Raw genomic sequence first — 25091 nt, 5'->3', positions numbered from 1 at the left:
GCCCAACAAGACACCCCATGGACAAGCTGGACCCCAAAACCGACGGCACTTCGCAAGACATCGTCGCCGACAACATCGACAAGCTCCGCGAACTCTTCCCGGACGCCTTCACCGAAGGCTCGGACGCCGACGGCCCGCGCTGGAAGGTGGACTTCGGCGCGCTCAAGGCCTGTCTCGGCGAGTACGTGGAAGACGAGCGCGAGCGCTATAACTTTACCTGGAACGGCAAGGCCCGCGCCCGGCGCATCGCCCAGACGCCGTCGGCTGGCACGCTACGCCCCTGCCCGGAAGAATCCGTGAACTGGGATACCACACAGAACCTGTTCATCGAAGGCGACAACCTGGAGGTGCTCAAGCTCCTGCAGAAGTCGTATCACAAGCAGGTCAAGATGATTTATATCGACCCGCCCTATAACACCGGCGGCGAATTCATCTATCCGGATCGGTTTCAGGACAATCTGGATACCTACCTGCGTTATACGGGTCAGGTAGACGGCGAAGGCTTCAAGACATCCGCCAACGCAGAATCTGCCGGCCGGTATCACACCAACTGGCTGAACATGATGTATCCGCGTCTGCGGCTCGCGCGGAACCTCCTGAAGGACGACGGCGTGATCTTCGTCTCGATTGACGATCACGAAGTGCAGAACCTTCGGCAAATCATGGATGAGATTTTTGGACCAGAAAACTTTATTACAACAATAATGCGGAAACGAAAAAAGGAGATCTCTAGCGACTCGAAAAATGTAGCAATTCAAGGCGAGTACATAATAGCTTACGGAAAATCCGAGACAACAAAATTTCTATTTGAACCCCTATCGGAAAGCTATATTTCGAAATCGTATCGAGAACCTACGGAACAGTTCCCAGACGGGAAGTGGCGCCCGGTTCCTATTACGGTATCAAAAGGGTTAAGCGGGGGCGGATATCGGTATTTGATCACGACGCCTAGTGGGAAAACTCATGACCGACTGTGGGCATATCCCGAAAAGGGGTACAAAAAATTAGAAGCCAAAAAGCGTTTGTATTTCGGGTCCGACAACAGCGGCATTCCTCAAAGAGTCATATACGCTCATGAAAGCTCCGGTCAGCCCACAACCAACTACTGGGATAATAGCGCGACTAACAAAAAGGGGAAAAAAGAAATACTTTCTTTATTTGAAGAAAATATATACGAAACTCCAAAACCAACAAGTTTAATAACGCGTCTAGCATCACTTTCCTCCAAAAACAACGACATAATATTAGATTTCTTTGCCGGCTCATGCTCTACGGCGCATGCCATTATGAGTCTGAATCTAAGTGATAGTCTTCAACGACGTTTTTTTATGGTCCAGTTGCCGGAAGTATGTTCCGAAACTTCAGTAGCATATAAAACGGGTTTTAATACTATCGCCGACATCGGGAAAGAGCGTATTAGGCGGGCCGCCACTGACCTAAAAGAGAAGGCAACGTCACGCGATTTAGATCTAGGCTTTAAAGTTTACAAGCTAAGCAAGAGCAATATCGTGCCGTGGACGCCAAGCACGGGCGACCTCAAAACATCGCTGTTCGACAGCGTGGACAACATCCGCCACGACCGCAGCGAGGCCGATGTTCTAAGCGAGCTGTTGCTGAAATACGGTCTCGATCTGGCGGTTCCGATCGAGGAACGCGATATCGACGGCAAAAACGTACACATCATCGGCGCCGGCGCACTCGTCGTTTGTCTGGCCGACTCGGTCGATCTCGAACTGGTCAACGGCATCGCCGCACTCAAGGCCGAGCTGGCCCCGGAAGTCATGCGCGTGGTGTTCAAGGACAACGGCTTTGCTGACGACGTGGTCAAGACCAACGCCGTGCAGATTCTTCGCCAGGCCGGCGTGGAAGATGTGAAGAGCCTCTAGCCGTAAGGCGTAGCCATGCAGTCCAACGACGAAAAAGACGACGGTAACGCCGACGACGATATCCGTTCCGCCTCGGGCGAAGTGCTGTTCTACCAAACCGCGGACGGCAAGACGCGTATTGAATGCCGCTTCGAGGACGATACCGTCTGGCTCACGCAGGCGTTGATGGCGGATCTGTACCAGAAAGATGTCAGAACCGTTAACGAGCATCTAAAGAACATCTTCGCCGAAGACGAACTTGCCCCTGATGCAACTATCCGGAAATTCCGGATAGTTCGAACAGAGGGCGAGCGCCAGGTCGCGCGAAGCATCGATCATTACAACCTGGATGCCGTGCTCGCCGTCGGCTATCGCGTGCGCAGCCAGCGCGGCACGCAGTTCCGCCGCTGGGCCACCGAGCGACTGCGCGAGTATTTAATCAAGGGCTTCGTCATGGACGACGAGCGCCTGAAGAACCCGCCGGGCCCCGGCGTACCCGATTATTTCGACGAGCTGCTGGAACGCATCCGCGATATTCGCGCCAGCGAAAGACGGATGTATCTGCGGGTGAAGGAGATTTTTACGCTGGCCGCGGACTACGATACGAGCGATGCCGAAACCACGCGGTTCTTCCAGCATATCCAGAACAAGCTGCACTATGCGGCCACGGGCCACACGGCAGCCGAACTGATCTATCAGCGCGCCGACCATACCCAGGCGAATATGGGGTTAACGAATTGGGAGGGTGAGGCGGTGCGTGCGCGAGACGCGCCGGTCGCCAAGAACTACCTGAGCGCCGGCGAGATCGATGACCTGAACCGTATGGTCGTCATGTGGCTCGATTTTGCCGACAACCAGGCCCGCCGGCGCCAGCAGATATTCATGCAGAACTGGCAGGACAAGCTCGACCAGTTTCTGGCATTCAACGACTGGCCCGTGCTCGAGGGTTACGGCCGTATGCGCAAGCGCACGGCCGACGACAAGGCCAAGCGCGAGTACCGCCAATTCTATTCACGCCGTCGCGCGCTCAAGGAAGCCGAGGGCGAGGCGGACACGCTACGCGCGCTCGAAGACATCGCGCGCCAGGCGTCGCGGCGCGAAGACGATAACAAGGACGACCAAGGATGAAGTTTCAGTTCGACGCCGGGCTCGATTATCAGCGCGAGGCCATAGACGCCGTTGCCGATCTGTTCGAAGGCCAGGAGATCTGCAGCACGAATTTCACCGTCGCACCGCTGAAAGACGATCCGCAGATGGGTTTGAGCCTTGGCCAGTCCAGCGGCGATCTGGGCGTGGGAAACCGACTGCGCTTGCTGGACGAAGACCTGCTCGACAACCTACAAGCTATTCAGCTGCGCAACGGGTTGGCCCCGGCGAGCGAGCTGGCCTCGCGCGATTTCACAGTGGAAATGGAGACGGGCACCGGCAAGACCTATGTCTATCTGCGCACCTTGTTTGAGCTGAACCAGCGTTATGGCTTCACCAAGTTCATCATCGTGGTGCCTTCGGTGGCCATCAAAGAGGGCGTGTACAAATCGCTCCAGATGACCGAGCCGCACTTCAAGGGGCTGTACGACAACACGCCGTTCGATTACTTCGTCTACGACTCGCAAAAGCTCGGGCAGGTGCGCAACTTTGCCACCAGCGACACCATTCAGATCATGGTGATCAATATCGATGCGTTTCGTAAAAGCTTCGATGACCCGGACAAGGCCGACAAGGCCAATATCATCCACCGCCCGCATGATCGGATGACGGGCAACAAGCCCATCGAGTTCATTCAGGCCACACACCCGGTCGTGATCATCGACGAACCCCAGAGCGTGGCAAATACCGAGAAAAGCCGCGAGGCGATCGCACAGCTCAACCCGCTGTGCACGCTGCGCTATTCCGCCACCCATCTCGACAAACATCACATGGTGTACCGGCTCGATTCCATCGACGCCTACGAACGCAAGCTCGTCAAACAGATCGAGGTGACGGGCGTCGAGGTGCGCGACAGCCACAACAAGGCGTACATCAAGCTGCTCCAGACCGATAACCGCAAAGGCCCGATCCGCGCGCAGGTGGAAATCGATGCGCTGCAGAAAGGCCTAGTCAAGCGCAAGAAGAAATGGGTGCGTAGTGGTGAGGATCTGCTCGAAACCACCGGGGGCCGGACGGTCTACGACGGCTACATCATCGACGACATCTACTGCGAACCGGACAACGAATACATCAGCTTCACCAGCAAGCCGGAGGTCATCCGCCGCGGCGAAGTGATCGGCCAGGTGGATGAAGACGAATACAAGCGGCTGCAGATCCGCAAGACCATCGAAGAGCACCTGGACAAGGAGCTTCAGCTCACGCCGATGGGCATCAAGGTCTTGAGCCTGTTCTTCATCGATCGCGTGGCCAATTACCGCGACTACGACGCCGATGGCGAGCCACAGCCCGGCAAGTACGCGCGTATGTTCGAGGAAGAGTATATCCGCGCCGCGCGGTTGCCGAAGTATCAATCGCTTTTCGGCGAAGTGGATATCGAGACCGAGGCACACGCCGTTCATAACGGCTACTTCGCCGCCGACAAGAAGAAAGACGCGCGCGGCAACGTACGCCTGAAGGATTCGAAAGGCGAAGGCAAGACACAGGCCGACGAAAGCGCCTATCAGTTGATCATGCAGGACAAGGAGCGGCTGCTGAGTTTCGAGTCCCGTCTCAAGTTCATCTTCTCGCACTCCGCATTACGCGAAGGCTGGGACAACCCGAACGTATTCCAGATCTGCACGCTCAACGAGACTGCCTCGGTGATGAAAAAGCGCCAGGAGATCGGCCGCGGACTGCGCCTGGCGGTAAACCAGAGCGGCCAGCGTGTTCACGGTTTCGAGGTGAACCGCCTGACGGTGATGGCCAACGAATCCTACGAGGATTTCGCGCGCCAGCTACAGAAAGAGATCGAGCAGGACGAAGGCATCCGCTTCGGCGTGGTGGAGAAACATCTGTTCGCCAGCATTCCGATCACCGATGATAACGGTGAGACGGGGTATTTCGGCACCGAACTATCCGAGACGGTCTGGCAGCATCTGCTCGAACACGACTATATCGATGCCAAGGGCAAGGTGCAGGACGCACTCCGGGCAAATCTCAAGGCCAACACGGTCTCCCTGCCGGACGAAGCCGCCGAACACGCGGGCGCCATCAATGCCGTACTGCGCAAGGTGGCCGGTCGCTTGAACATCCAGAATCGAGACGACCGCCAGGAGGTCAAGCTCAACAAAGCCGTCTACCTGAGCCCGGAGTTCGAAGCGCTCTGGAACCGGATCAAATACAAGACCACTTACCGCGTGGACTTCGATGTGGAGAAACTCATCGAATGCTGTGCGACGGAAATGCGCGATCAGCTGCGGGTGGGCAAGGCCAAGTTCATCACGCGTACCGCGCGGCTGGACGTGAATCGCGGTGGCGTCGAAGCCACCGAAGTCAACGAAACACCGGCCACCTATGACCAACGCGACTTCGCCCTGCCCGACATCCTGAGCTTTCTACAGAACGAGACGAACCTCACTCGCCGCACGCTGGCCCGTATTCTCGTGGACAGCGGCCGGCTCGAGGATTTCAAGAACAACCCGCAAAAGTTCATCGAACAGACGCTGGAGGTCATTCGCCGCCAAATGCGGCTGTTCATAGTCGACGGCATTCAGTACCACCGCATCGGCGACGACAGCTTCTACGCGCAGGAACTGTTCGACTTCGACGGTGAAGACGTGGCACCGCTAGCCGGTTATCTATCGAGCAACATGCTTGAAGCCGAGAAGTCAGTCTACGACTATGTCATCTACGATTCGGATGTCGAAAAAGACTTCGCCCAGGCCTTCGAGCGCAACGACGATATCAAGCTGTACGCCAAGCTCCCGCCGTGGTTCCAGATCGACACGCCGCTCGGCTCATACAACCCGGATTGGGCCGTGCTCGTCGAAACGAACGGCGCCGAGAAACTCTATTTTGTCGTCGAAACCAAGGGCAGTCTTTTTAACGATGCTTTACGCCCAATCGAGAAAGCCAAAATCGATTGTGGCAAAGCCCACTTCGATGCGCTCAGCGAGGACGTTGAATTCCGTGTCGATAACGGATACGCGAGCTTCATGGACGCTTTCTAACGTTTAGACAAACCACTTAAAACCAAGATCCGGCGATCGTCTATGGCTTCCGCGTTGAGTTGGCTCGATTTCGACCATGCCGCACGAGAGCGTAGCCAAGCGCTTCTCGCTTTCTTCAACGAGCCGGGTACACGGGACGAGCTGGGGATCGGCAATATTCGGAACGCGCTAGCTGATCAGCTGTTCCCCGGAACGTCGACGATCTAGACACGGCTGCGATACATGCTGCTTGTACCTTGGGTTTACCAACGGTGCGAAACAGAACGCGTTCCGGCGGCTCGATTTGCCGATTGGGCACGACAAATCGAAATTGAACTCATCGGCATGCTCATCGCCAACGCGCGCCAACAGGATGGATCCGATCACAGCATCATCGGGTCCGAATCGCGGGTGAACCTGCGGCGTTTGCCGAGTTCAGCCTATTTTGCGATGCTCGGACGATGAGGTATCTGCCAGTTCGCCGGCTCCCAGCACGACTATCATCAGGCAATCGATCATATTTATACGGCCCGCCGCACGGTCGGCCGAAAAAATAAGGGCGAGCTGGACGGCCGTGACGCCAAGACATGTCATCCCAAGTTGCCGAAATCTGCTTCCAGGGGTATTACGGAGAAAAGGGTTGGAAATGAAAAGACAAACAACAAGAATCTCGAGCGACCTGGCGTCCCAAGCTCAACATAGTAGTCAGGGGTCCTCGATCTCGAGAAACGATCAACTCGAACGTTGGATCCGAACCGGTCGTGCGATCGAGCGGATACCTGACTTTGGCGCTCACCGAGTGGAATCTACTCTTCGGGGGCAATTGAACCCGTCCGAGCTTGACCGTTTCGAACGTGCAGTTTACGAGGCACAGTTCGAGGCTCTGCTAAACCGGGTAAGCGATGATCAAAAGTTGTACTACCAGCATCTTCGGGAGCATGCTGCGAAACTCTAGAGCGTTTCGAGGCGACGACTACTAAAGCCTGATCTTATCTTTCTGGCTTTTTAAGCCCCGCGCCGACCACAAACGTGCTCGTGGGCCGGGCCTGCCTCTGTCTTAAAGCATTGGTCATACCACTGCGTTAGGCATGATGTAATACGTCACATATATGATCGCGATCGCAATCTATGCACCATAACCAGCATTATGGCGCATAGAGGGTCGCGCGAACTGTACAGGGATAGACGACGGCCGCGTTGTTGCCGGATGGACAGACAACTAAAGTTGCTCAATGAACTGGATCCCAGAATTCGGACAGAGCACTAAGTGATGATCTGCTCCACAATGGCCGCACCCGGCCAAGGAGCAAGTATGCGACGCAAACGCCGTAATCACTCACCGGCCTTCAAGGCCAAGGTGGCGCTGGCCGCCGTACAAGGCGATCGAACGCTCGCCGAACTGGCCCAGCAGTTCGACGTGCATGCGAACCAGATTACACAGTGGAAACGCCAGCTGGTCGAAGGCGCGACCGAGACATTCGACAAGGGATCATCGGCCTCGGATAACCAAGCCCAGATCGACTCGCTGCATGCCAAGATCGGCGAGCTGTCGATGGAGAACGATTTTTTGGAGCGCGGGCTCGCGCGCTTCGACCCGAAGCGCGGCGGGCCATGATCGATCACGACCACGACCTGCCGATAACCCGCCAGTGCGCGGCGCTCGGTGTCGCTCGATCGACGGTCTACTATCGGCGTCAGCCGGTATCGGATACCGATCACAGGCTGATGCAGCGTATCGATGCGCTGCATCTTGAGCGCCCGTTTCTCGGCAGCCGACGCATCGCTGATGCACTGGCCGACAAAAAGGGCCTGACGGTCAATCGCAAGCGCATACAGCGCTTGATGCGAGTCATGGGTATCACCGCGCTGTATCCAAAACCGCGCCTGTCACGCCCGGCGCCTGGGCATCGGATTTATCCGTATCGCCTGCGGGGTCTGACGATCGATCGGCCCAACCAGGTCTGGGCCAGCGATATCACGTACTTGCCCATGGCGCGCGGTTTTTTATACCTCGTCGCCGTCATGGACTGGTACTCGCGCAAGGTACTGGCCTGGCAGGTGTCGAACACGCTCGATGACGCGTTCTGCGTGGATGCCCTGCAGCGTGCGATCGCACGCTATGGGCGACCCGAGATCCTCAACACGGATCAGGGCAGCCAGTTCACGGGTCGCGCGTTCACCGGCGTGCTCGAAGACCACGCGATCACGATCAGTATGGATGGCCGCGGGCGCTGGATGGATAACGTTTTCATCGAGCGGCTCTGGCGCAGCGTGAAGTATGAGGAGGTCTATTTGAAAGCCTATGACAGCGGGCGCGACGCCAAAGCGGACTTGGCCGATTACTTCGCGTTCTACAACGCCAAGCGCCATCATCAGGGCCTTGATCGGGCTACGCCCGATCAGGTCTACTTCGACACACAGCCGCTACCGCAGGCGGCTTAACCCGGCAGGTCATCACTTAGAAATCGCTGCGGACTGTCCAATGCATGGGGTCCAGCTCAAGGTGATATCCAGCGTCGAAGACGCCCGCGCGCTCAAGCCCGGCTTGCTGCATATCGTCGATCGGGTACTGCAGGTCTATACGCCAACGGTGCTCGCGATTTCCACGCTCGCTTTTCTGGGATGGGCCCTCGGGCCGCTCGCCTTCGGCGCCGATCCCGAGTTTCAGCGCGCGGTGTTCGCCGCGCTGACCGTACTGGTAATGGGCTACCCCTGCGCGGTCGGCATCTCCGCGCCGCTGTCGATCGTGCGCGGTGCCGGTGAGGCGGCCGATAAGGGTGTGCTGATGCGCACCGGCGAAGCCTTCCAGGCACTGCGCAAGATCGACGCTGTGGTTTTCGACAAGACCGGCACACTCACCGAAGGCCGGCCGGCGGTGCGTGATATTCATAACGTCGACGATCACGACGACGACACGCTGCTGGCGGTTGCCGCCGCCGTGGAAGCGGCCTCGGAGCATCCGCTGGGCCGCGCGGTGGTCGAAGCGGCACTGGAACGCGGACTGGATTTCCCCGAGATTGCCGACTTTCAGGCCGAGTCTGGCCGCGGCGTGATCGCGCAGATCGACGGCGAGACCGTGCGGGTCGGCAGTCCGGCGTTTCTGAGCGCCGCCGGCGTGGCATTGGACGCCTTGCAGGAACGCATCGATACCGCCGAACAACAGGGCCACACGGTGATTGTCGTGGCCCGCGGCGATCGCTTGCTTGGCGCGATCGCGCTCGGCGATGCTCTGCGCCCCGACACCGTCGATACCATCGCCCGCTTGCACGAGTTGGGCATCCGCACCGCCATGCTCACCGGCGACAACGAGCGCACCGCTCGGTATATCGCCGAGCGCGCGGGCATCGACGATGTGTATGCCGGTGTGCTCCCCGATCAGAAGGCCGAGCGCCTGCGTGCTATGCAGCGCGACGCGCGTCTCGTCATGGTCGGCGACGGCATCAACGACGCGCCAGCGCTGATGCAGGCTGATATCGGTATCGCTATGGGCTCTGGCACCGATATCGCCATCGACGCAGCCGATATCATCATCCTCAATGGTCAGCTCGGCGCGGTGATCACAGCGTGGGAGATCAGCCGTTGGGGTTATCGCAAGATGCTGCAGAATGTCGGCTTGGCTTTCCTATTCAACGGTATCGGCATCCCATTGGCCGCCACCGGCCTGATCTACCCCGTGTGGGCGATGGTGGCCATGGCCGCCAGCGTGACCGCGATCTTCGTCAACTCACTCTGGCAACGGCCGGCGATGTTCTTTGATGCGATGGCGAGCGTGAGCGAGTAGCAACGAGCGAGCTTAATGATGGGCTTCTACAACGACGTAGTGTTACCACGGCTTTGTCATATGGCCATGCGTAATCGCCACTTGGCGCCCTATCGACGGCGTGTGTTATCCGGCGCGCAGGGCGAAGTCCTGGAAATCGGCATCGGCTCCGGCCTCAACCTGCCGTTTTACGGGCCGCATGTCCGCGGCATTTACGGCTTGGAGCCGTCACCACAATTGGTTCGTATCGCGCGACGCGCGGCGGAGCACTCCGACCGGCCGGTTGCGCTGATCGAGGGCTCGGCAGAAGCCATTCCGTTTGATGACAAGAGCCTCGATACGATCGTGACGACCTGGACGCTGTGCAGCATCCCGCATGCGGATCGGGCGCTGGCGGAAATGCGCCGCGTGCTCAAACCAGGCGGCCAGCTTCTATTCGTCGAACATGGCTTAGGGCCGGAGGCAGCCGTGGCCCAATGGCAGCGCCGCCTGACGCCTTTCTGGTCGAAGATCAGCGGCGGCTGTCACCTGGATCGCCCGATCCAGGCATTGATCGCACAAGCCGGCTTTGACTGTACACATCTCGAAACCGGCTACATGAAAGGTCCAAAGCCCATGACCTATATGTATGAAGGCCGGGCCGTTCCGAAATAGACGCCGCATTATTCACCCGGTTGTCTGAAGAAATAACGACTCCGTACCCCACTCCGGGTGTTGTTTACGGCAGATTTGTGGCCTATATTGAAATTATGAAGTCCACCCTGCTCCACGCGCTGATCTCGATGCTGGTGTTCACCAGCGTGCTGGCCAGTCCAGCGGTCATGGCGTGGACAATGCCGGCCGAGAACACGGCAAGCGATTGCACGTTGTGTCAGGCCGACACCACGAAGTCGCAGCATTCCACCGCGGCGACTTCAACTTGCGCAGTGGCCATCTGCGGCATGATGGCTGATGTGGCGCATAATACGGCCGGGATCACGCCCCAGCCGCCTGCGGCACCCACGTTTCATATCGAAACGCATTTGGGCCGCCAACTCGAGGGGCCCGACCCTTTCCCCCCGCGAGCTATCCACGCTTGATCTGACTGACGCCTGAGCGCGTCACAAACTCCGGCTGAGCTTACACATGCCGCGCTCCTGCGGTCTGTGCTGGCTGTCATGCGACACCAACCATTACGTCGCATGGGCGCGCCAAACGGCTTTCCGGGCATCCCTAGATCACGTGGAGTTCTTTCCATGACCCAACTACGCAATGCGACCATGGCGCGGCTGACGCTCATGCTCGTTCTGTTTGTCTCGACCGGCGCGGCTATCGCGGCACCGGTACAGGCCCGCCTTTACCACAACCCCGGCTGCATGTGCTGTGAGCAGTACGCCGACTACCTCAATGGCAAGGGGTACGACGTCGACGTGCTCGACACCGACGATATGGCGGCTCTCAACGAAAAGCACGGCATCGAACCGGCGTTGTCGTCCTGTCATACCACCCTCATCGGCGACTACGTCGTCGTCGGTCACGTGCCTGAACCGGTCGTTGCCAAGCTGCTGCGCGAGGAACCCGATATCCGGGGTATCGCGCTACCCGGCATGCCGAGCGGCTCGCCGGGCATGCCCGGCAATAAAAGCGAACCGTTCGTCATCAAAACGCTGAATGGCGACGTTTACACGACGTATTGAGCCTTTATTCAGGCAATTACCGAGGGTATCAATGATGAAAAGCTGTAATTCCGAAGCATCGACTTCGTCGTCCGACTCGGCTCCTTCAGCCCGGCGCTGGCTCGAGCCGCGCAGCGTGCTTGTGGGCGGCGTTGCCGCCGCGGCGGTCGGGCTCGTATTCAACTGGAACTGGGTCGTGGCCATCGGGGCCGTCCCGCTGCTGTTCACTCTGCCCTGCATGATCATGATGGGTTGGATGATGTGGAGCATGCGGCCGAAGGCCACTGACGATACAACGGCCCGGCAGGAACCAAACACTCAAACCCGTTATTCACAGCAGACAGCGCAGTCGAGCGCACTTTCTGCCCAATCCAACGAGGACTAGAACATGCGTACAACAGTAAAAACGATCATCGCCGCTGCCCTGATCGCGGGTGGGCCCGCCGTATTCGCCGCAACGCAAGGCGACGACCCCAAGCCGGCATCCGAGGGCAACATGGGCCACATGATGCAAGGCCAGGAGGGCAAGGGCCACGGCATGGGCATGAGGGGCGATGGCAACATGCCCATGATGAAAATGATGGGTCAGATGAACGACATGATGGAAACCTGCAACAAGATGATGCAGAGCAAGATGGAGAATATGAACGGCCCGGACGGTTCGACCGACAAGGGTTAGACACAACCGCGCCGGCGGCCACCGGAATTGAGGCCGCCGGCATTTTCTTCATCGAACAGGAGTATAGAAATGAGCCTACGTCTAGGCGATACCGCCCCGAATTTCACGGCCGACACCACCGAAGGCCGCATCGATTTCCACGAATGGCTCGGCGACGGCTGGGGCATGTTGATGTCGCATCCGGCTGATTTCACACCGGTGTGCACCACGGAGTTGGGCGCAGTTGGCGGCCTCAAGGAAAGGTTCGCCCAGCGCAACGTGCAGGCCATCGTGGTTTCGGTGGATTCGGTGGATGATCACAAACGCTGGTCGGCTGATATCGAGGAAACCCAAGGCCAGTCCGTGAACTTCCCGATCATCGGCGATTCCGACCACAAGGTCGCGGAACTCTACGACATGATCCACCCGAACGCCGGCGACACGTCGACGGTGCGCAGCGTGTTCATCATCGATTCCAACAAGAAGATCCGGATGACGCTCACCTATCCGAAGAGTGCCGGGCGCAATTTCGACGAGATCCTGCGGGTGATCGATTCGTTGCAGCTGACCGACAACTACAAGGTCACCACCCCGGCCAACTGGCAGGACGGCGACGACGTGATCGTGTCGCCGGCGTTGTCCAATGAAGAAGCCGAGAAGCTGTTCCCGGCCGGCTGGAACGAACTCAAGCCCTACCTGCGCATGACCAAGCAGCCGAACAAGTAACGACTGAGAGTGTGCTGCCCCGGATACAGGCGCGTCGCGTTGCTGTATCCGGGGCGTTACCGGCGATCACGTCATGAGCCGTCCGCGCTGGGTATGGACCCGATCGATGCATGACGTCGGCCATCCAATCAAAGGCTTGTTTCCGACATGCAAACCCAAGCTCCGTACCAAGAGGTTGTCGCGGAATACGCTCGGATTGCGGGCCGCTATGATCGGAAGTGGTCGTTCTATATCGAGGCGACGATGCAGGAGACGATCGCGCGTTTGCCGCTGGGCGAGGAGGATCGATTACTCGATGTGGGCTGCGGAACGGGCGCCCTGCTTTATCGTCTTGCGACCGTTCATCCCCCAACTCGGCTCGTGGGCGTGGATCCTGTACCCGCCATGCTCAAAATCGCGCGCCGCAAACTCCCGTCTGATATAGCGCTTCATGAGGGATGGGCAGAGCAGCTCCCATTTGCCGACGCACAGTTCGACCTCGTCGTTTCCTGCAGCATGTTTCACTACGTCGCGCGGCCGCTCGACGCGTTGATCGAAATGCAGCGCGTGCTGCGACCCGGCGGCCAGCTCATGCTCACGGACTGGTGTGGCGATTATCTGATGTGCCGGCTGTTCGAGCGCTATCAACGGCTGCGCGCTCATGCGCACGCACGGACCTATCGAACGCATGAGTGCGCTCGAATGCTCAAAGAAAGCGGCTACGCCGCCGTGCAGATCGAAACCTACAAAATCAACTGGCTCTGGGGGCTCATGACCGCCCGTGGTACCCATGTTCAAGCTTAATTTCCTACCGAAACGAAAAGATCGGCGAGAAGTCCGATGGCGATGAACGCAGATTTGCTGTTCGTCTGCCTGGCGTTGGCCGCACTCGGCCTCGTGTTGTTAGCTGTGGTCTTCCGCACATTGCTACGCACCGCGCGCAGCGGGTGGCTGATAGCGGCTGTGGTGCTAACCGCGGCATTGCTTTGGATCGATATCGTTATCCTCTGGTGCTTGGTCGAATACACCCTGTTTGCTGTCGATTTTAGTAGCGATGGTTTGCACGCGCTCCTTGAGCGCGCTGGTCCCTGGGCGCCTGCGGCTTCCATCGGCCTGATGACGGCTCACTCTTTCGTGCCGTTTCCGGCCGAGGTCATCGCAATCGCCAATGGCGTCGTCTTCGGCTCCGGGCTGGGTGTACTGCTCACCTGGGCGGGTGCAATGATCGGCGCAATACTGAGTTACGAAATCGCAAGGGCCCTGGGCCCGGCCGCACGGTCACGCTTGGTTCCGCTGCGTTATCAGGCGCGGTTGGATGCATTCGTGAGTGATAGCAGTATTACGACACTGCTGACCGCGCGCCTGATACCGATCATGTCCTTCAATCTGGTCAATTACGCCGCGGGACTCGCCGGCGTGCCGCGATGGACGTTCGTCTGGACCACCGGCGTGGGTATTTTGCCGCTGACCGTACTGAGCGTACTGCTCGGTAGTCAGGCGCTGCACCTGCCGGTCTATATCTGGATTCTGGCGGGGGGCGCCGCGCTGATCCTGTTCGGCGCGGCGCACGTCATCCGATCGCGGGGCGCGCATGAGCGAAACCGCGAGCACGACCATTCCAGGGCGCGGGATCGCCGCCGCCAAAACGCCAGGCGATGACGATCTGGACGAATCTCCTGCTGGCGCTGTTCGCCGGCGTGCTGCTCAATCTCACGCCGTGTGTGCTACCCGCGTTGCCCATCAAGTTGCGCACGATCGCGCGTGTGGTGGGCAGCGGTACGCGACAGCGCTTTTTGGCAGCGATCGCGCTGCTGGCCGGCACGCTCACCTTCTTCGGCGCGCTCGCTTTGGCGACCGCCATGCTGAACTGGACCTGGGGCACCCTGTTCCAGGCTTTCTGGTTTCGTACAGCACTGGCCTTTCTGCTCGCCGGCCTTGGCGTTTACAGTCTCGCGGGGCGCGGCGTGCAACCGCCCCAATGGGTCTATCGCGTCCAGGGCAACGGCTATGCCGAACCCTACTTGGCCGGTTTTCTGGCCGCGGTCTTGTCCGCGCCCTGCACCGGGCCTTTCCTGGGCGGCGTCATGGCATTTGCGCTCACGCAGGCGCCGAGCACGATCTTCGCGCTGTTCATGGCGGTGGGCGTCGGGTTGGCCCTGCCCTACCTCGTTCTGCTGGCCCAACCCGGACTACTGACACGCATACCACGCAGCGGCGCATGGCTGTCACGCGTGCAGCAGGTCATGGGCTTGATTCTCCTGGCCGGTGCGACATTCTTTGCAACGACCGTGCTCGCGGAACGCGTCGGCACCCTGCTGTGGACCGCCTGGCTCGGGACCCTGGCTTTCTGGTTGATCCGCGTATTGGTGGTCGGCCCCGGATCCGGCGCGCGTTTGGTACCGGCGCTCGTCTTGGTCGCTGGCGTGGCCGGCGCCGTCACGCTCGGCTTTGATCGTGGGGCCGGCGCACAGCACGCGTTGCCTTGGCAGCCGCTAACGGAGCGCGCGCTTGCCGAGGCCCGCACTGCCGGCGCGCCGGTGCTTGTCGAGTTCACGGCGGATTGGTGTATTAACTGCAAAGTTCTGGAACAAACCGTTTACGCCGACGCCGCGATTGCGCAAGCCGTCGATGCAGCCCAGATGCGCGTTCTACGCGCCGATCTCACCCGGCCGGACGCTACGCTTGACGCCTACCTACGATCCTTCGGTGGCGCCGGCCTGCCCTTCGCCGTGGTCTTGAAGCCGAACGGGGCGGTTCACCGGCGCCTGCCCGATTTATTTACGGTGGGCACTTTGAAAACAGCCATCGAAACCAGTGGAGAGCAGACGCGTGTCGACCCGTAAGAGTTTTGTCCTCTCTTGGCTATTGCCAGCGACCATCGCGATCACGGTCAGCGGCCTTTTTCTTTCCTGGCAATGGACCGCGCCTAGTACGAAGTCCGAAGTGCAATCGACGACCGACCAGTCAACAGTTAATAACCGGGATGACAAGCGGGACGTTGTTGACCTCTATACCGCATCAGAGTCATCAACAGCCTCGAAGTCCGTCCCACCGCGTTTTAGCGCGGCCCACGTGAATCTCGATGCAACGCGCGACGGCGATACGATCCAAATAGAACTGGACATCGCATCGGAGTGGCATATCAACGCCAATCCCGCCTCTTTCGACTTTCTTATACCGACCGACATAAAGGTGTTTGCTAACGGCGTGCGGTTATCGACCGAGCTTGAATACCCACCGGGCGATGAGCTCGACGTCGGCCTCGAAGACCCGATCCGGGTGTATTCGGGCAACGTTAAATTGATAGCGGCCCTGGATGAAGTTGCCGACAACGACATACCCACCGTAAAGGCGGTGGTGCAAGCCTGTAATGATTCGGGGCTTTGCCTCCCGCCCTCAACGCTTTCTACGTCGATTCCGAGCACCGTGAAACCATCGCCACCTTAAGCTCCCTATGCGATTCAAAATCTCTATGGTCTTCGATCGCTAGTAAGCCGACCCCAGCACATGTTCGAGCTCGTATGCATGCGCCTCGCGCCTTAGAACCACCCAACCTCGATGATTTACAAAAACCTTTTTTGCTCGAGCAAAAACTTAGGCGACGGCCATTGCTAGCCTCGTCTATTTTGATATAGTCGAAACTATGCGTGCCTTCTTGGTTCTAATTTTGCTGTTGCAAGCTTTGGTCGCCCAGGCGGGCGTTCCGGGGATATCTTGCCTGCACGATTCCGAGCACGCTAACGCGGAAACATCCGCTGTTACGAACCCGAGTGCCACGGCCAGCGGGCATTCGCACACGACCAAGCACGTAGAGGATAGTGGCGACTCCCCATCCCATGATCGATGCTGCTGCTCGGTCATGGGCCATTGCTCCTCGAGTGCGGTCGACACCAGCTTCCCAACTGATGCGCTGTTTCCCCCTGCGGCGCACTTGGTGAGCCGTGCGTCTGTTTCGGTCGCACCCGGGTTCGAACACCCTCCCTATCGACCGCCGTCTATTCGCGTCTAATTGAAGCTTTTGGTGCATCACGCATGCGCCGAACATCAATCAGAACGGTGGTTGCAGCTTTTGCATAGCGTTTCACTAGGAGATTGTTGAAAGTCGCCACTTGGCGGTTATCTCAGCAAAGTCCTAGAGCGCCGTGCTGCGTCACCGTTCCCACGGAGACGCATTGTGCGAACTTGGAAAATTGTCATAGCGACCCTACTCGTGAGCTTGCTCATCGTAGGCGGCGCAGCCGCCGGAGTCATTTATTCCGGTGTTTATAACGTCGCGGCGACTAGCGAACACTGGCCGATCACGCGCTGGGCATTACAGAAAACGGTCCATCGCTCGGTTGAACAACAGGCCTCCGGCATCGAAGCCCCGAAGCTGGGCTCTGAAGACCAGTTACTGGCAGGCGCTGCCAACTTCGACGCCATGTGCAGCGATTGTCATGCCCCGCCCGGCGGCCAACAGTCGGTCGCGGCGCGCGGCATGTATCCCAGACCACCCGAGCTCACCCACGCGGCCAAAGAGAAAAGCCCAAGCGAAATCTTCTGGGTGATCAAGCACGGCGTCAAGGCGTCCGGCATGCCCGAGTGGGGCTCGTCACACAGCGACGCAGACATGTGGGCTATGACCGCGTTCGTCGAGAAATTGCCGGGAATGTCAGCGGCCGACTATGACCAAATGCTGGCACGGGCCGAAGCGAGCGGCGTCGGACACCACGCCATTGGCGGCGCACCCGATCATGGTGGTGGAAACGCAACTCGCGAAGTGGATGCGACGACCGGCTCGAGTAAAGGCCATAACGACGCGCACAGCGCCGGCTCGAACGAGGAGCATCACGATGAGGGCACCAAGGGGCCAGAGAGCGGCGGCGACTCAACCGCGGGTCACGACGATGGGCACGCGCATTAGGCGTGCAATCGTCGAAACACGGCTCGCATGTCATCCGAACCAATTGAATAACGAGGATATTTAAATGACTCGACATACACACGATAGCGACCGGCGTCGCCTGTTGCGCGCCATGGGCGCGACCGGCGTGCTGGCCGGCTTCAATGCGTTGTTACCAGCCTATGCCCGCAACGGCCTGGCCGCTGGCGCGGCAAGATACCTCGACACCGCCGCCGCTCAGGTCCCGGGCGGCGCCGCACGCGATGTGGTGATGGACGTCCATGTCCGCCGCGAGATGATCGATATCGCCGGCGGTCGCGCGTCGGCCATTACGCTGAACCACACCACGCCCGGCCCGATCGTCGAACTCTGGGAAGGACAGAACGCCCACCTGCGGGTGCATAACCATCTCGACGAGTCGACCTCGATCCACTGGCACGGCATTTTGCTGCCGTTCCAGATGGACGGCGTGCCCGGCGTCGCCTTTCCCGGCATCGATCCCGGCGAGACCTTCGAAGTCGATTTTCCGGTGCGCCAGGCCGGCACCTACTGGTACCACAGCCATTCCGGGCTGCAGGAGCAAGTTGGCCAGACCGGGCCGATCGTGATTCATTCGCAAGGCAACGACGGCATCAATGCCGACCGCGAGTACGTCATCGTACTCAACGACTGGACCTTCGAGGATCCGCATCGTCTGCTCGCAAAGCTCAAGGAAATGAGCGATTACTACAACTTCAGCGAGCGCACGCTCGGTGATCTCGCCGAGGATTTTCGCAAGTCCGGTGTCGCGGCCACACTCAAGGATCGCCTGGCCTGGGGCGATATGCGCATGAGCCCGCGCGATATCGCGGACGTGACCGGCTACACCTACAGCTATCTGATGAACGGCGTGCACCCCGAAGCCAACTGGACCGGGTTGTTCACGCCCGGCGAGCGGGTCCGCCTGCGGGTGATCAACGCCTCGGCGATGACCTATTTCAATGTCCGTATCCCCGGTCTCGCGATGACCGTCGTGGCGGCCGACGGCAAGGAAGTTCAGCCGGTCGAGACCGACGAGTTCCAGATCGGCGTGGCGGAAACCTACGACGTGATCGTTGAACCGAAAGCCGAGCAGGCCTATACGATCATGGCCGAAAGTATGGATCGCAGCGGCTATGCCCGCGGCACGCTGGCGCCGCGTATGGGCATGGTCGCGCCGGTGCCCGCTCTGCGCGAGCAGCCCCAGCGCACCATGATCGATATGGGCATGGATATGTCCGATATGGACATGGGCGGCATGACGATGTCGCACGAACCGGGTCAGATGAAGATGGGCCACGACAAGATGTCCATGGATCACGGCTCGATGCAAGAGATGGGCACGCCCAAAAAGGATTCCGGCATGGCCGGCATGGGTCACGATATGAAAAAGATGGCCCATGGCACGGGGCCGAACGCCGGCACCATGGGCACCGGCGCTATGATGGAGAAACACGGCCCGGTTATCGCCAAACACGGCCCAGATATGCACGGCGCCGGCAATATCAACGTGGCCAACGCCCAGCGTGATCGCCTGGCCGAGCGCGGTACCGGTCTCGAAGACGTCAACCATCGCGTGCTCACCTATAACCAGTTGCGCAACGTCACGGCCATGCAGGACCGGCGCGAGCCCTCGAAAACCGTCGAGGTCCACCTGACCGGCAATATGGACCGCTATATGTGGTCGTTCGACGGCGTGAAGTACGGTAATTCCACGCCTATCGAGTTCCCCTACGGCGAGCGCATCCGGCTGGTGCTGGTCAACGACACGATGATGGAGCACCCGATCCATCTGCACGGCATGTTCATGGAGCTGGAGAACGGCCAGGGCGATCACCTGCCGTTCAAGCACACCCTCAACGTGCTGCCGGGTTCGCGCGCGTCGCTGTTGATCACCGCCGACGAGCCGGGCCGCTGGGCCTTTCACTGCCATCTGCTTTATCACATGGAAATGGGCATGTTTCGCGTCGTGCGCGTGAGCGATCAATCGGGAGACGAGAATGTTTAAACAGGCGATAACAACGGCCGTGGGGGCCGCGACGCTGCTTTTCGGCGCCGCCCTGCCGATTCATGCAGCGCCCGAGGGCAAGGCCGAGCTCGATTCGATCGTACCCGACGGCCCGATCGATCCGGCCAGCGGTGCGCCGCTGGATTGGAACAAACCGGTGCCAGACCAGCAGATTCACAAAATGCTGCTCATCGACCGGCTCGAATACGGCGCCACCGACGGTACCGACAACTATCTCTGGGACACCCAGGCCTGGTTCGGCGGCGACTGGAACAAGCTCTGGCTCAAAAGCGAGGGTGAAGGCCCGATCCACGGCGGTTCGCCGGAAGACACCGAGTTCCAGGCGCTCTATAGCCGCACCGTCACCCCGTTCTGGAACGTTCAGGCCGGGCTGCGCTACGACGTCAACCCGAATCCCGATCGCGGTTTTGCGGTACTCGGCCTGCAGGGGCTGGCGCCCTACTGGTTCGAGACGGATACCGCGCTATTCGTCAGCGAGGACGGCGACGTGAGCTTGCGCGGCGAATTCGAGTACGAGTTGCTGCTCACCCAACGGCTGATCCTGCAGCCGCGCCTCGAGTTTAACGCCGCCGCCCAGGACGTGCCCGAATACGGTATCGGCAGCGGGCTGAACAATACGGAAATGGGTGTGCGGCTGCGCTATGAAATTCGGCGCGAGTTCGCGCCCTATATCGGCGTGCGCTGGGAGCAGACCTACGGTGACACCAAGGATATGGCACGGGCCGAGGGCGAGCCGACCTCGTCGACTGCTTTCGTGATCGGGCTGCGTGCCTGGTACTGAGACGTCATTAACGCTAGATCCCAGGCCGGTATCGCGCGGAGGCGATACCGGCCTGCGTGACGATTCTGTTGGGCGCGCCGATCCGAATCGGGTTGCGCACTCGTGATCGACAAAATCACCCATCGCCCCTGTTGACTCCGTACCTAACTACCGCCTTTAGAGTGGGCTAAACGACAAGGGATGACAAACATGACCTATTCCATAGGACAGCTTGCCAACGCCGCAGACACCCGGGTAGAAACCATTCGCTATTACGAGCGGCGCGGATTGATGCCCGAGCCGCCGCGTGCGAACAGCGGGTATCGCCGTTACCCGCGCGACGCAGAACAGCGGCTGCGCTTCATCCGGCGTGCCAAGCGGCTGGGATTCACGCTGAAAGAGATCATGGCACTACTGCGGCTGCAGGCGGGCGGCGAGCGCGCCGACATCAAGGCGATCGCCGAGGACAAGCTGGACGAAATCGAAACCCGCCTGGCGGATCTCGAGCGCATGCGCGTCACGTTGCACGACGTCACCCGCCGTTGCTCAGGCCGCGGACCGGTCACCGGCTGCCCCATTATCGAAACCCTCAACCACGAGCCAAAACAGCATACCCAGCGCGACACGGACGTATGCCGTGACGGCAACGGCCTTTGAAGGGACCCAGGCTCGGGTCGGTCGCTTGACGAAATGTTCCGTTGTGCCTAGCGCCGCGCAATGCCGGTATGTGGCGGGCCGGCAACCCAGCCGCCACTGTCCTTAACCACTATGACGACAAGGAAGTACGTAATGAAAAAACTTGTAACCGCAACGACCCTGACATTTGCATTGGCCTTACCCATGGCCTATGCCGAGCAGGGGCATCACGACGCCGAGCAGGCCACGGGCTCGAAGATGGGTCAAAGCATGGGTGACATGGACAAAGGGGCCATGCACGAGCGCATGCAGAAGATGCATCAGACGATGCAGGAAATTCACGAAACCCAGGATTCGGAAGAACGTCAGCGCCTGATGCAAGAGCACATGCAGCAGATGCACAAGGCCATGGGCGGCATGCACAGCATGATGGGCGCCAACGGCATGGGCGAGAACATGACCATCGAACAGCGCCAGCAGATGATGCACAAGCGCATGGACATGATGCAGGAAATGATGGGCCAGATGATGGAGCAGATGCAGGCCCAGCAAGAGCCGACGCAGGACTAACCGTCATGGATTGCATCGCACGCCCCGGTGTCCGGGGAAGCCCCCTCCTTCGACCACCGAGTGTTGCGATGCAATCCACCTCAACAGTGGCCATACCCGTTATTCACCCAGCCAACCATCCCTATATCAGGAGGCGATATGAAGCGACAAAAAACCCGTCCTACGCATCAAGACCCGGTCTGCGGCATGGAGGTCAGCTACACCACGGCCGCTGATGAATTCATCTTCCGCGGCAAGACCTACTACTTCTGCTCCGGCGCCTGCCGGGAGGCGTTCGAGGTCGAGCCGGCGCGCTACATCCGGCCGCATCGGCAACACGGGGGCAAGCCGACATAAGTCATGCAGGCGAAAACACCGAGCGGGCGATATCAACGCGCGTTTGGATCACAGGAAGCTTGACCCTGCCAGCGGTATCTGCGGCCTGGGAAATTTTTCATGTTTGTCATTTGACTACGGTTCGAACGATGCCCGAGCAGTCCATACAGCGTCAGTCCACCATTACCTGCCCCATCTGCGGGCATCAGCGCACGGAAACCATGCCCACCGATTCCTGTTTGTATTTTTACGAGTGTGTCAGCTGTAAAACCTTGCTCAAACCCAGGTCGGGTGATTGCTGCGTGTTCTGCAGCTACGCCAGCGTGAAGTGCCCTCCCAAGCAGGATGAATCACATGCGTACTAGCTATGGGGCCCAAGCCGGCATCTTAATTGACTCGCCCGGCGCTGGCGCTTCGCGCCCTCCAGAACAGATTTTTATCCGCTCCGCCGGCAACCGGGCTCCGGCGATGGGCCTTTCGACTGCATCGCCTTACAGGAGGCCGAGTCATGAATGAATCATTCAACCACGCGGGCGCCTGGGGTATCGCACTGATCGTCATCGTGCTGATCTCCTGGCTTTTCTATCGCTATTTCGCACCGCAGAACTGGCGCGAATGGGCCGGCGCGGGCGTAGTACAGGCATTTATCATTGCACTGTACGCCGAGATGTACGGTTTTCCGCTCACGGTCTATTTGCTGGTGCGCTTCTTCGGTCTGGACGGCGACTACGCCAGCGCCAACCTCTGGTCAAGCCTGGTCGGACTGGGCGAAACCGGCATGTTGATCTCGATGCTGCTCGGCTACGCGCTCGTCTTTATCGGCATCGGCCTGTTTATCCAGGGCTGGCGCCAGGTCTACAAGGCACGACACGAAGACCGGCTGGTAACCGACGGACTGTATGCGTTCGTGCGTCATCCCCAATACACCGGGCTATTTCTCGCCGTGTTCGGCGAAGGCGTGGTGCACTGGCCCACGCTGTTCTCGGTCGGCCTGTTTCCGGTGATTGTGCTCGTCTACACCTGGCTGGCGCGGCGCGAGGAAAAACAGGTGCTCGCCCAATTCGGCGACGCCTATCGCGACTATCAACGCCGCGTGCCGATGTTTATCCCGCGCTGGGGCCAATGGCGCCGACTCGCATCGGCCTCACGCGATCGTAACGACGACGATGCCGCATGACGCATATCTTCGTGCGCCGTTTATTACGCCTCAAACGCAGGAGTAAATGATGAATCAGGGACATAGCGGCCACGTGGGCCACATGCCGTCTAGCGGACCCGGCATGGCAATCTCGGCCTGGCTGACGGGCATCTATTTCTTTATCGAGATGGGAATCGGGTTGTGGACCGGTTCGATCGCGGTAATTTCGGATGCCTTCCATACCTTCTCGGCCGTGGGCGGTGTGTTGGTAGCCATTGTCGCCGCGCGGCTGGCGCATCGTCCGGCCGATGAAGATCGCAGCTTCGGTTGGTACCGGGCCGAGATTATCGGCGCGCTGGTCAATGGCGGCTTTCTGCTCGGCATGGCGTTGATCGTGATCGTCATGGGCGCGATGCGCCTGGCCGCACCGGTCGATCTGCCGACCGCACCCATGCTGTGGGCGGCCGCCGGCGGCTTGTTCACCGAATTCGTCTCGCTGGGTCTGATCTGGAAGCAAAGCCGCACCGATCTCAACGTTCGCGGCGCGCTGTGGCATATCATCCAGACCTTCGTGGGCAGCATCCTGATCATCGTCACCGCCCTGGTAATTCGATACATGGGCTTCCTGCTGATCGACCCGCTGCTCGGCATCGCGTTCGGCTTTGTGCTGCTCTGGGCGAGCTGGGGCATTCTGCGCGACGCCGCGCATCTGTTGATGGAGGGCACGCCCGGCGATATCAGCCTAAGCGAGGTGATCGAGGCCCTGGAGACACTCGAGGGCGCTGCCAATGCCCACCATGTGCATGCCTGGGCGCTCACGAGCGGGCGCTATGTATTCTCCGGGCATTTGCGAGTCGCCGAGGGCGCCGATCCACAGGCCGTATTGAAGGCCGCCCACGGCATGCTCAAGGAAGAATACGGTTTCTTTTTCGCCACCCTGCAAGTCGAGGCGATTTGTCTTGACGAATCCGACGCAACCGCGATTGACGTGACGCGCGCAGCACCGAGCAGGACAGAACCATGAAGACACTGCTGCTACTGGCATTGATCACGGTCTCCGAGGCGACCATCGGCGTGTTCGTCAAGCTCACCGATGGGCGGATTCCGATCCAGACGCTGACGTTTTATGCCATGGCCTGCGCGGCGGCCTTTCTGTTCGTCGCACGCGCTATAGCGAGCGGTGAATGGCCGCGGTTTCCCAGGGGCAACGTCAAGGATACGGCGCTGATCGGCGTACTGATCGCCGCCCAGGGCGGCGTATTCAACTACGCCATGTCGCTGGTGCCGATTGCCAACGCGGTGATCTTCTGGAGCATCGCGCCGTTTTTCGTGTTCATCTTCTCGGCGTTGTTTCTGGGCGAAAAGGCCAAGAAGAGCTATATCGTGATTTTCGCCATTGCCATGGCCGGTATCGCCCTCGCCAATCCGCTCGGCGGTGGCCACATGCTGGGCAATTTCGTCGCCCTGGCCACCGGGGTCATCTATGCCGCGATGGTCACCTACATGCGCTATGAGGGCAAGAGCGAAACCGGCAACGATATCGCCTGGTCGCTGCTGGTCGCCGCACTCGTGCTCTCGCCCTTTGTGTTGATCTCCGGTCCCGGCGCGATTACGGCGATGATTAGCTATCCGACACTCGGAATCGACCTGCCGGTGATGCTGTGGACGCTCGGGCTTGGCGTTGTCTCCACGGGTTTCGCCTATTTCGGTATCTCGATCGTGTTGAAGACGATCAACGCCAACGTTTATGCCCTGGTCGACATCATCGTGTCGCCGGTCGTGGCTTCGACCCTGGGTTTCGTGATCTTCGCCGAGGTGCCGGGCCAGAGCATGGTCTATGGCGGCGCAATCCTGCTGGGTGCGGGCTTCTGGCTGACGCGCGAGATGTCGCAGGAAGACAAGAACCGGCCCGTGCACCCGTGTCAGGCCCACACACAGGCAGCGCAGGCGTAACAACGCAGCGGCACGCGCTCGAGAGGCAAACC

25 protein-coding genes and 2 pseudogenes are annotated in these 25091 nt (G+C 59.6%); all 27 read left to right on the top strand.

Annotated features, from left to right (window positions below; all coding sequences use genetic code 11):
* Positions 1-17 precede the first annotated feature (17 nt).
* Complete coding sequence (locus S4A8_RS14060; protein ID WP_353220596.1) at positions 18-1886, top strand: site-specific DNA-methyltransferase; 1869 nt, start codon at positions 18-20, stop codon at positions 1884-1886.
* A gap of 15 nt (positions 1887-1901) precedes the next feature.
* A complete protein-coding gene (locus S4A8_RS14055; protein WP_353220595.1) occupies positions 1902-2993 on the top strand; it encodes a virulence RhuM family protein in 1092 nt (363 codons plus the stop codon).
* On the top strand, positions 2990-6001 hold the full coding sequence (locus S4A8_RS14050) for a type III restriction-modification system endonuclease (protein ID WP_353220594.1): 3012 nt from the start codon (positions 2990-2992) through the stop codon (positions 5999-6001). The genes S4A8_RS14055 and S4A8_RS14050 overlap by 4 nt, the downstream gene beginning before the upstream one ends.
* A gap of 42 nt (positions 6002-6043) precedes the next feature.
* Positions 6044-6445, top strand: a pseudogene (locus S4A8_RS14045) (DUF6361 family protein).
* Between the two features lie 181 nt (positions 6446-6626).
* Positions 6627-6935 (top strand): TA system antitoxin ParD family protein, encoded by a 309-nt coding sequence (locus S4A8_RS14040; RefSeq protein ID WP_353220593.1) that lies wholly within the window; start codon positions 6627-6629, stop codon positions 6933-6935.
* A 357-nt stretch (positions 6936-7292) separates the two neighbouring features.
* A protein-coding gene (locus tag S4A8_RS14035; RefSeq protein ID WP_502950742.1) for an IS3 family transposase occupies positions 7293-8422 on the top strand; the annotation gives its coding sequence in 2 pieces (ribosomal slippage) (positions 7293-7554 and positions 7554-8422; 1131 coding nt in all).
* A 58-nt stretch (positions 8423-8480) separates the two neighbouring features.
* Positions 8481-9761 (top strand): annotated as a pseudogene (locus S4A8_RS14030) (heavy metal translocating P-type ATPase); the annotation flags it as partial.
* A gap of 18 nt (positions 9762-9779) precedes the next feature.
* Complete coding sequence (locus S4A8_RS14025; RefSeq protein WP_123592639.1) at positions 9780-10394, top strand: class I SAM-dependent methyltransferase; 615 nt, start codon at positions 9780-9782, stop codon at positions 10392-10394.
* A 77-nt stretch (positions 10395-10471) separates the two neighbouring features.
* On the top strand, positions 10472-10819 hold the full coding sequence (locus tag S4A8_RS14020; RefSeq protein ID WP_353220591.1) for a hypothetical protein: 348 nt from the start codon (positions 10472-10474) through the stop codon (positions 10817-10819).
* A gap of 156 nt (positions 10820-10975) precedes the next feature.
* Positions 10976-11416, top strand: coding sequence for a DUF411 domain-containing protein (locus S4A8_RS14015; protein WP_353220590.1), 441 nt, complete (start codon positions 10976-10978; stop codon positions 11414-11416).
* A gap of 31 nt (positions 11417-11447) precedes the next feature.
* On the top strand, positions 11448-11780 hold the full coding sequence (locus S4A8_RS14010) for a hypothetical protein (protein WP_353180769.1): 333 nt from the start codon (positions 11448-11450) through the stop codon (positions 11778-11780).
* A 3-nt stretch (positions 11781-11783) separates the two neighbouring features.
* Complete coding sequence (locus S4A8_RS14005; RefSeq protein ID WP_353180770.1) at positions 11784-12074, top strand: hypothetical protein; 291 nt, start codon at positions 11784-11786, stop codon at positions 12072-12074.
* 69 nt (positions 12075-12143) lie between these two features.
* A complete protein-coding gene (locus tag S4A8_RS14000) occupies positions 12144-12779 on the top strand; it encodes a peroxiredoxin (protein WP_353220589.1) in 636 nt (211 codons plus the stop codon).
* Positions 12780-12926: 147 nt separating this feature from the next.
* On the top strand, positions 12927-13562 hold the full coding sequence (locus tag S4A8_RS13995) for a class I SAM-dependent methyltransferase (RefSeq protein WP_006911940.1): 636 nt from the start codon (positions 12927-12929) through the stop codon (positions 13560-13562).
* 36 nt (positions 13563-13598) lie between these two features.
* Positions 13599-14417, top strand: coding sequence for a TVP38/TMEM64 family protein (locus S4A8_RS13990; RefSeq protein ID WP_353163505.1), 819 nt, complete (start codon positions 13599-13601; stop codon positions 14415-14417).
* Positions 14414-15601, top strand: a complete 1188-nt coding sequence (locus S4A8_RS13985) for a protein-disulfide reductase DsbD family protein (protein WP_353220588.1) — start codon at positions 14414-14416, stop codon at positions 15599-15601. Before S4A8_RS13990 ends, S4A8_RS13985 begins: the two co-directional genes overlap by 4 nt.
* Complete coding sequence (locus S4A8_RS13980) at positions 15588-16205, top strand: protein-disulfide reductase DsbD N-terminal domain-containing protein (protein ID WP_353220587.1); 618 nt, start codon at positions 15588-15590, stop codon at positions 16203-16205. The genes S4A8_RS13985 and S4A8_RS13980 overlap by 14 nt, the downstream gene beginning before the upstream one ends.
* Positions 16206-16968: 763 nt before the next feature.
* Positions 16969-17661 (top strand): c-type cytochrome, encoded by a 693-nt coding sequence (locus S4A8_RS13975; protein ID WP_353220586.1) that lies wholly within the window; start codon positions 16969-16971, stop codon positions 17659-17661.
* 64 nt (positions 17662-17725) lie between these two features.
* Positions 17726-19666 carry a copper resistance system multicopper oxidase gene (locus S4A8_RS13970; RefSeq protein WP_353220585.1) on the top strand — a complete coding sequence of 647 codons (1941 nt, stop codon included), beginning with the start codon at positions 17726-17728 and terminating at the stop codon, positions 19664-19666.
* Positions 19659-20468 (top strand): copper resistance protein B, encoded by an 810-nt coding sequence (locus S4A8_RS13965; RefSeq protein ID WP_353180779.1) that lies wholly within the window; start codon positions 19659-19661, stop codon positions 20466-20468. Before S4A8_RS13970 ends, S4A8_RS13965 begins: the two co-directional genes overlap by 8 nt.
* A 189-nt stretch (positions 20469-20657) precedes the next feature.
* Positions 20658-21104, top strand: a complete 447-nt coding sequence (locus tag S4A8_RS13960) for a MerR family transcriptional regulator (RefSeq protein WP_353162034.1) — start codon at positions 20658-20660, stop codon at positions 21102-21104.
* Between the two features lie 132 nt (positions 21105-21236).
* On the top strand, positions 21237-21653 hold the full coding sequence (locus S4A8_RS13955) for a hypothetical protein (protein ID WP_006911948.1): 417 nt from the start codon (positions 21237-21239) through the stop codon (positions 21651-21653).
* Positions 21654-21791: 138 nt separating this feature from the next.
* On the top strand, positions 21792-21989 hold the full coding sequence (locus S4A8_RS13950) for a YHS domain-containing protein (RefSeq protein ID WP_353220584.1): 198 nt from the start codon (positions 21792-21794) through the stop codon (positions 21987-21989).
* A 128-nt stretch (positions 21990-22117) separates the two neighbouring features.
* Positions 22118-22333 carry a GDCCVxC domain-containing (seleno)protein gene (locus tag S4A8_RS13945; RefSeq protein WP_084623428.1) on the top strand — a complete coding sequence of 72 codons (216 nt, stop codon included), beginning with the start codon at positions 22118-22120 and terminating at the stop codon, positions 22331-22333.
* A 143-nt stretch (positions 22334-22476) separates the two neighbouring features.
* Complete coding sequence (locus S4A8_RS13940; RefSeq protein ID WP_353220583.1) at positions 22477-23145, top strand: methyltransferase family protein; 669 nt, start codon at positions 22477-22479, stop codon at positions 23143-23145.
* 49 nt (positions 23146-23194) lie between these two features.
* On the top strand, positions 23195-24130 hold the full coding sequence (locus S4A8_RS13935) for a cation diffusion facilitator family transporter (RefSeq protein ID WP_353220582.1): 936 nt from the start codon (positions 23195-23197) through the stop codon (positions 24128-24130).
* The gene (locus S4A8_RS13930; protein ID WP_353162052.1) at positions 24127-25059 is read left to right on the top strand and encodes a DMT family transporter; all 933 of its coding nucleotides are present in this window, start codon (positions 24127-24129) and stop codon (positions 25057-25059) included. Before S4A8_RS13935 ends, S4A8_RS13930 begins: the two co-directional genes overlap by 4 nt.
* Positions 25060-25091: the final 32 nt, after the last annotated feature.

Source organism: Salinisphaera sp. S4-8 (genome assembly GCF_040361235.1).
Classification (GTDB): domain Bacteria; phylum Pseudomonadota; class Gammaproteobacteria; order Nevskiales; family Salinisphaeraceae; genus Salinisphaera.
This window is presented reverse-complemented; position numbering and strand designations above follow the sequence as displayed.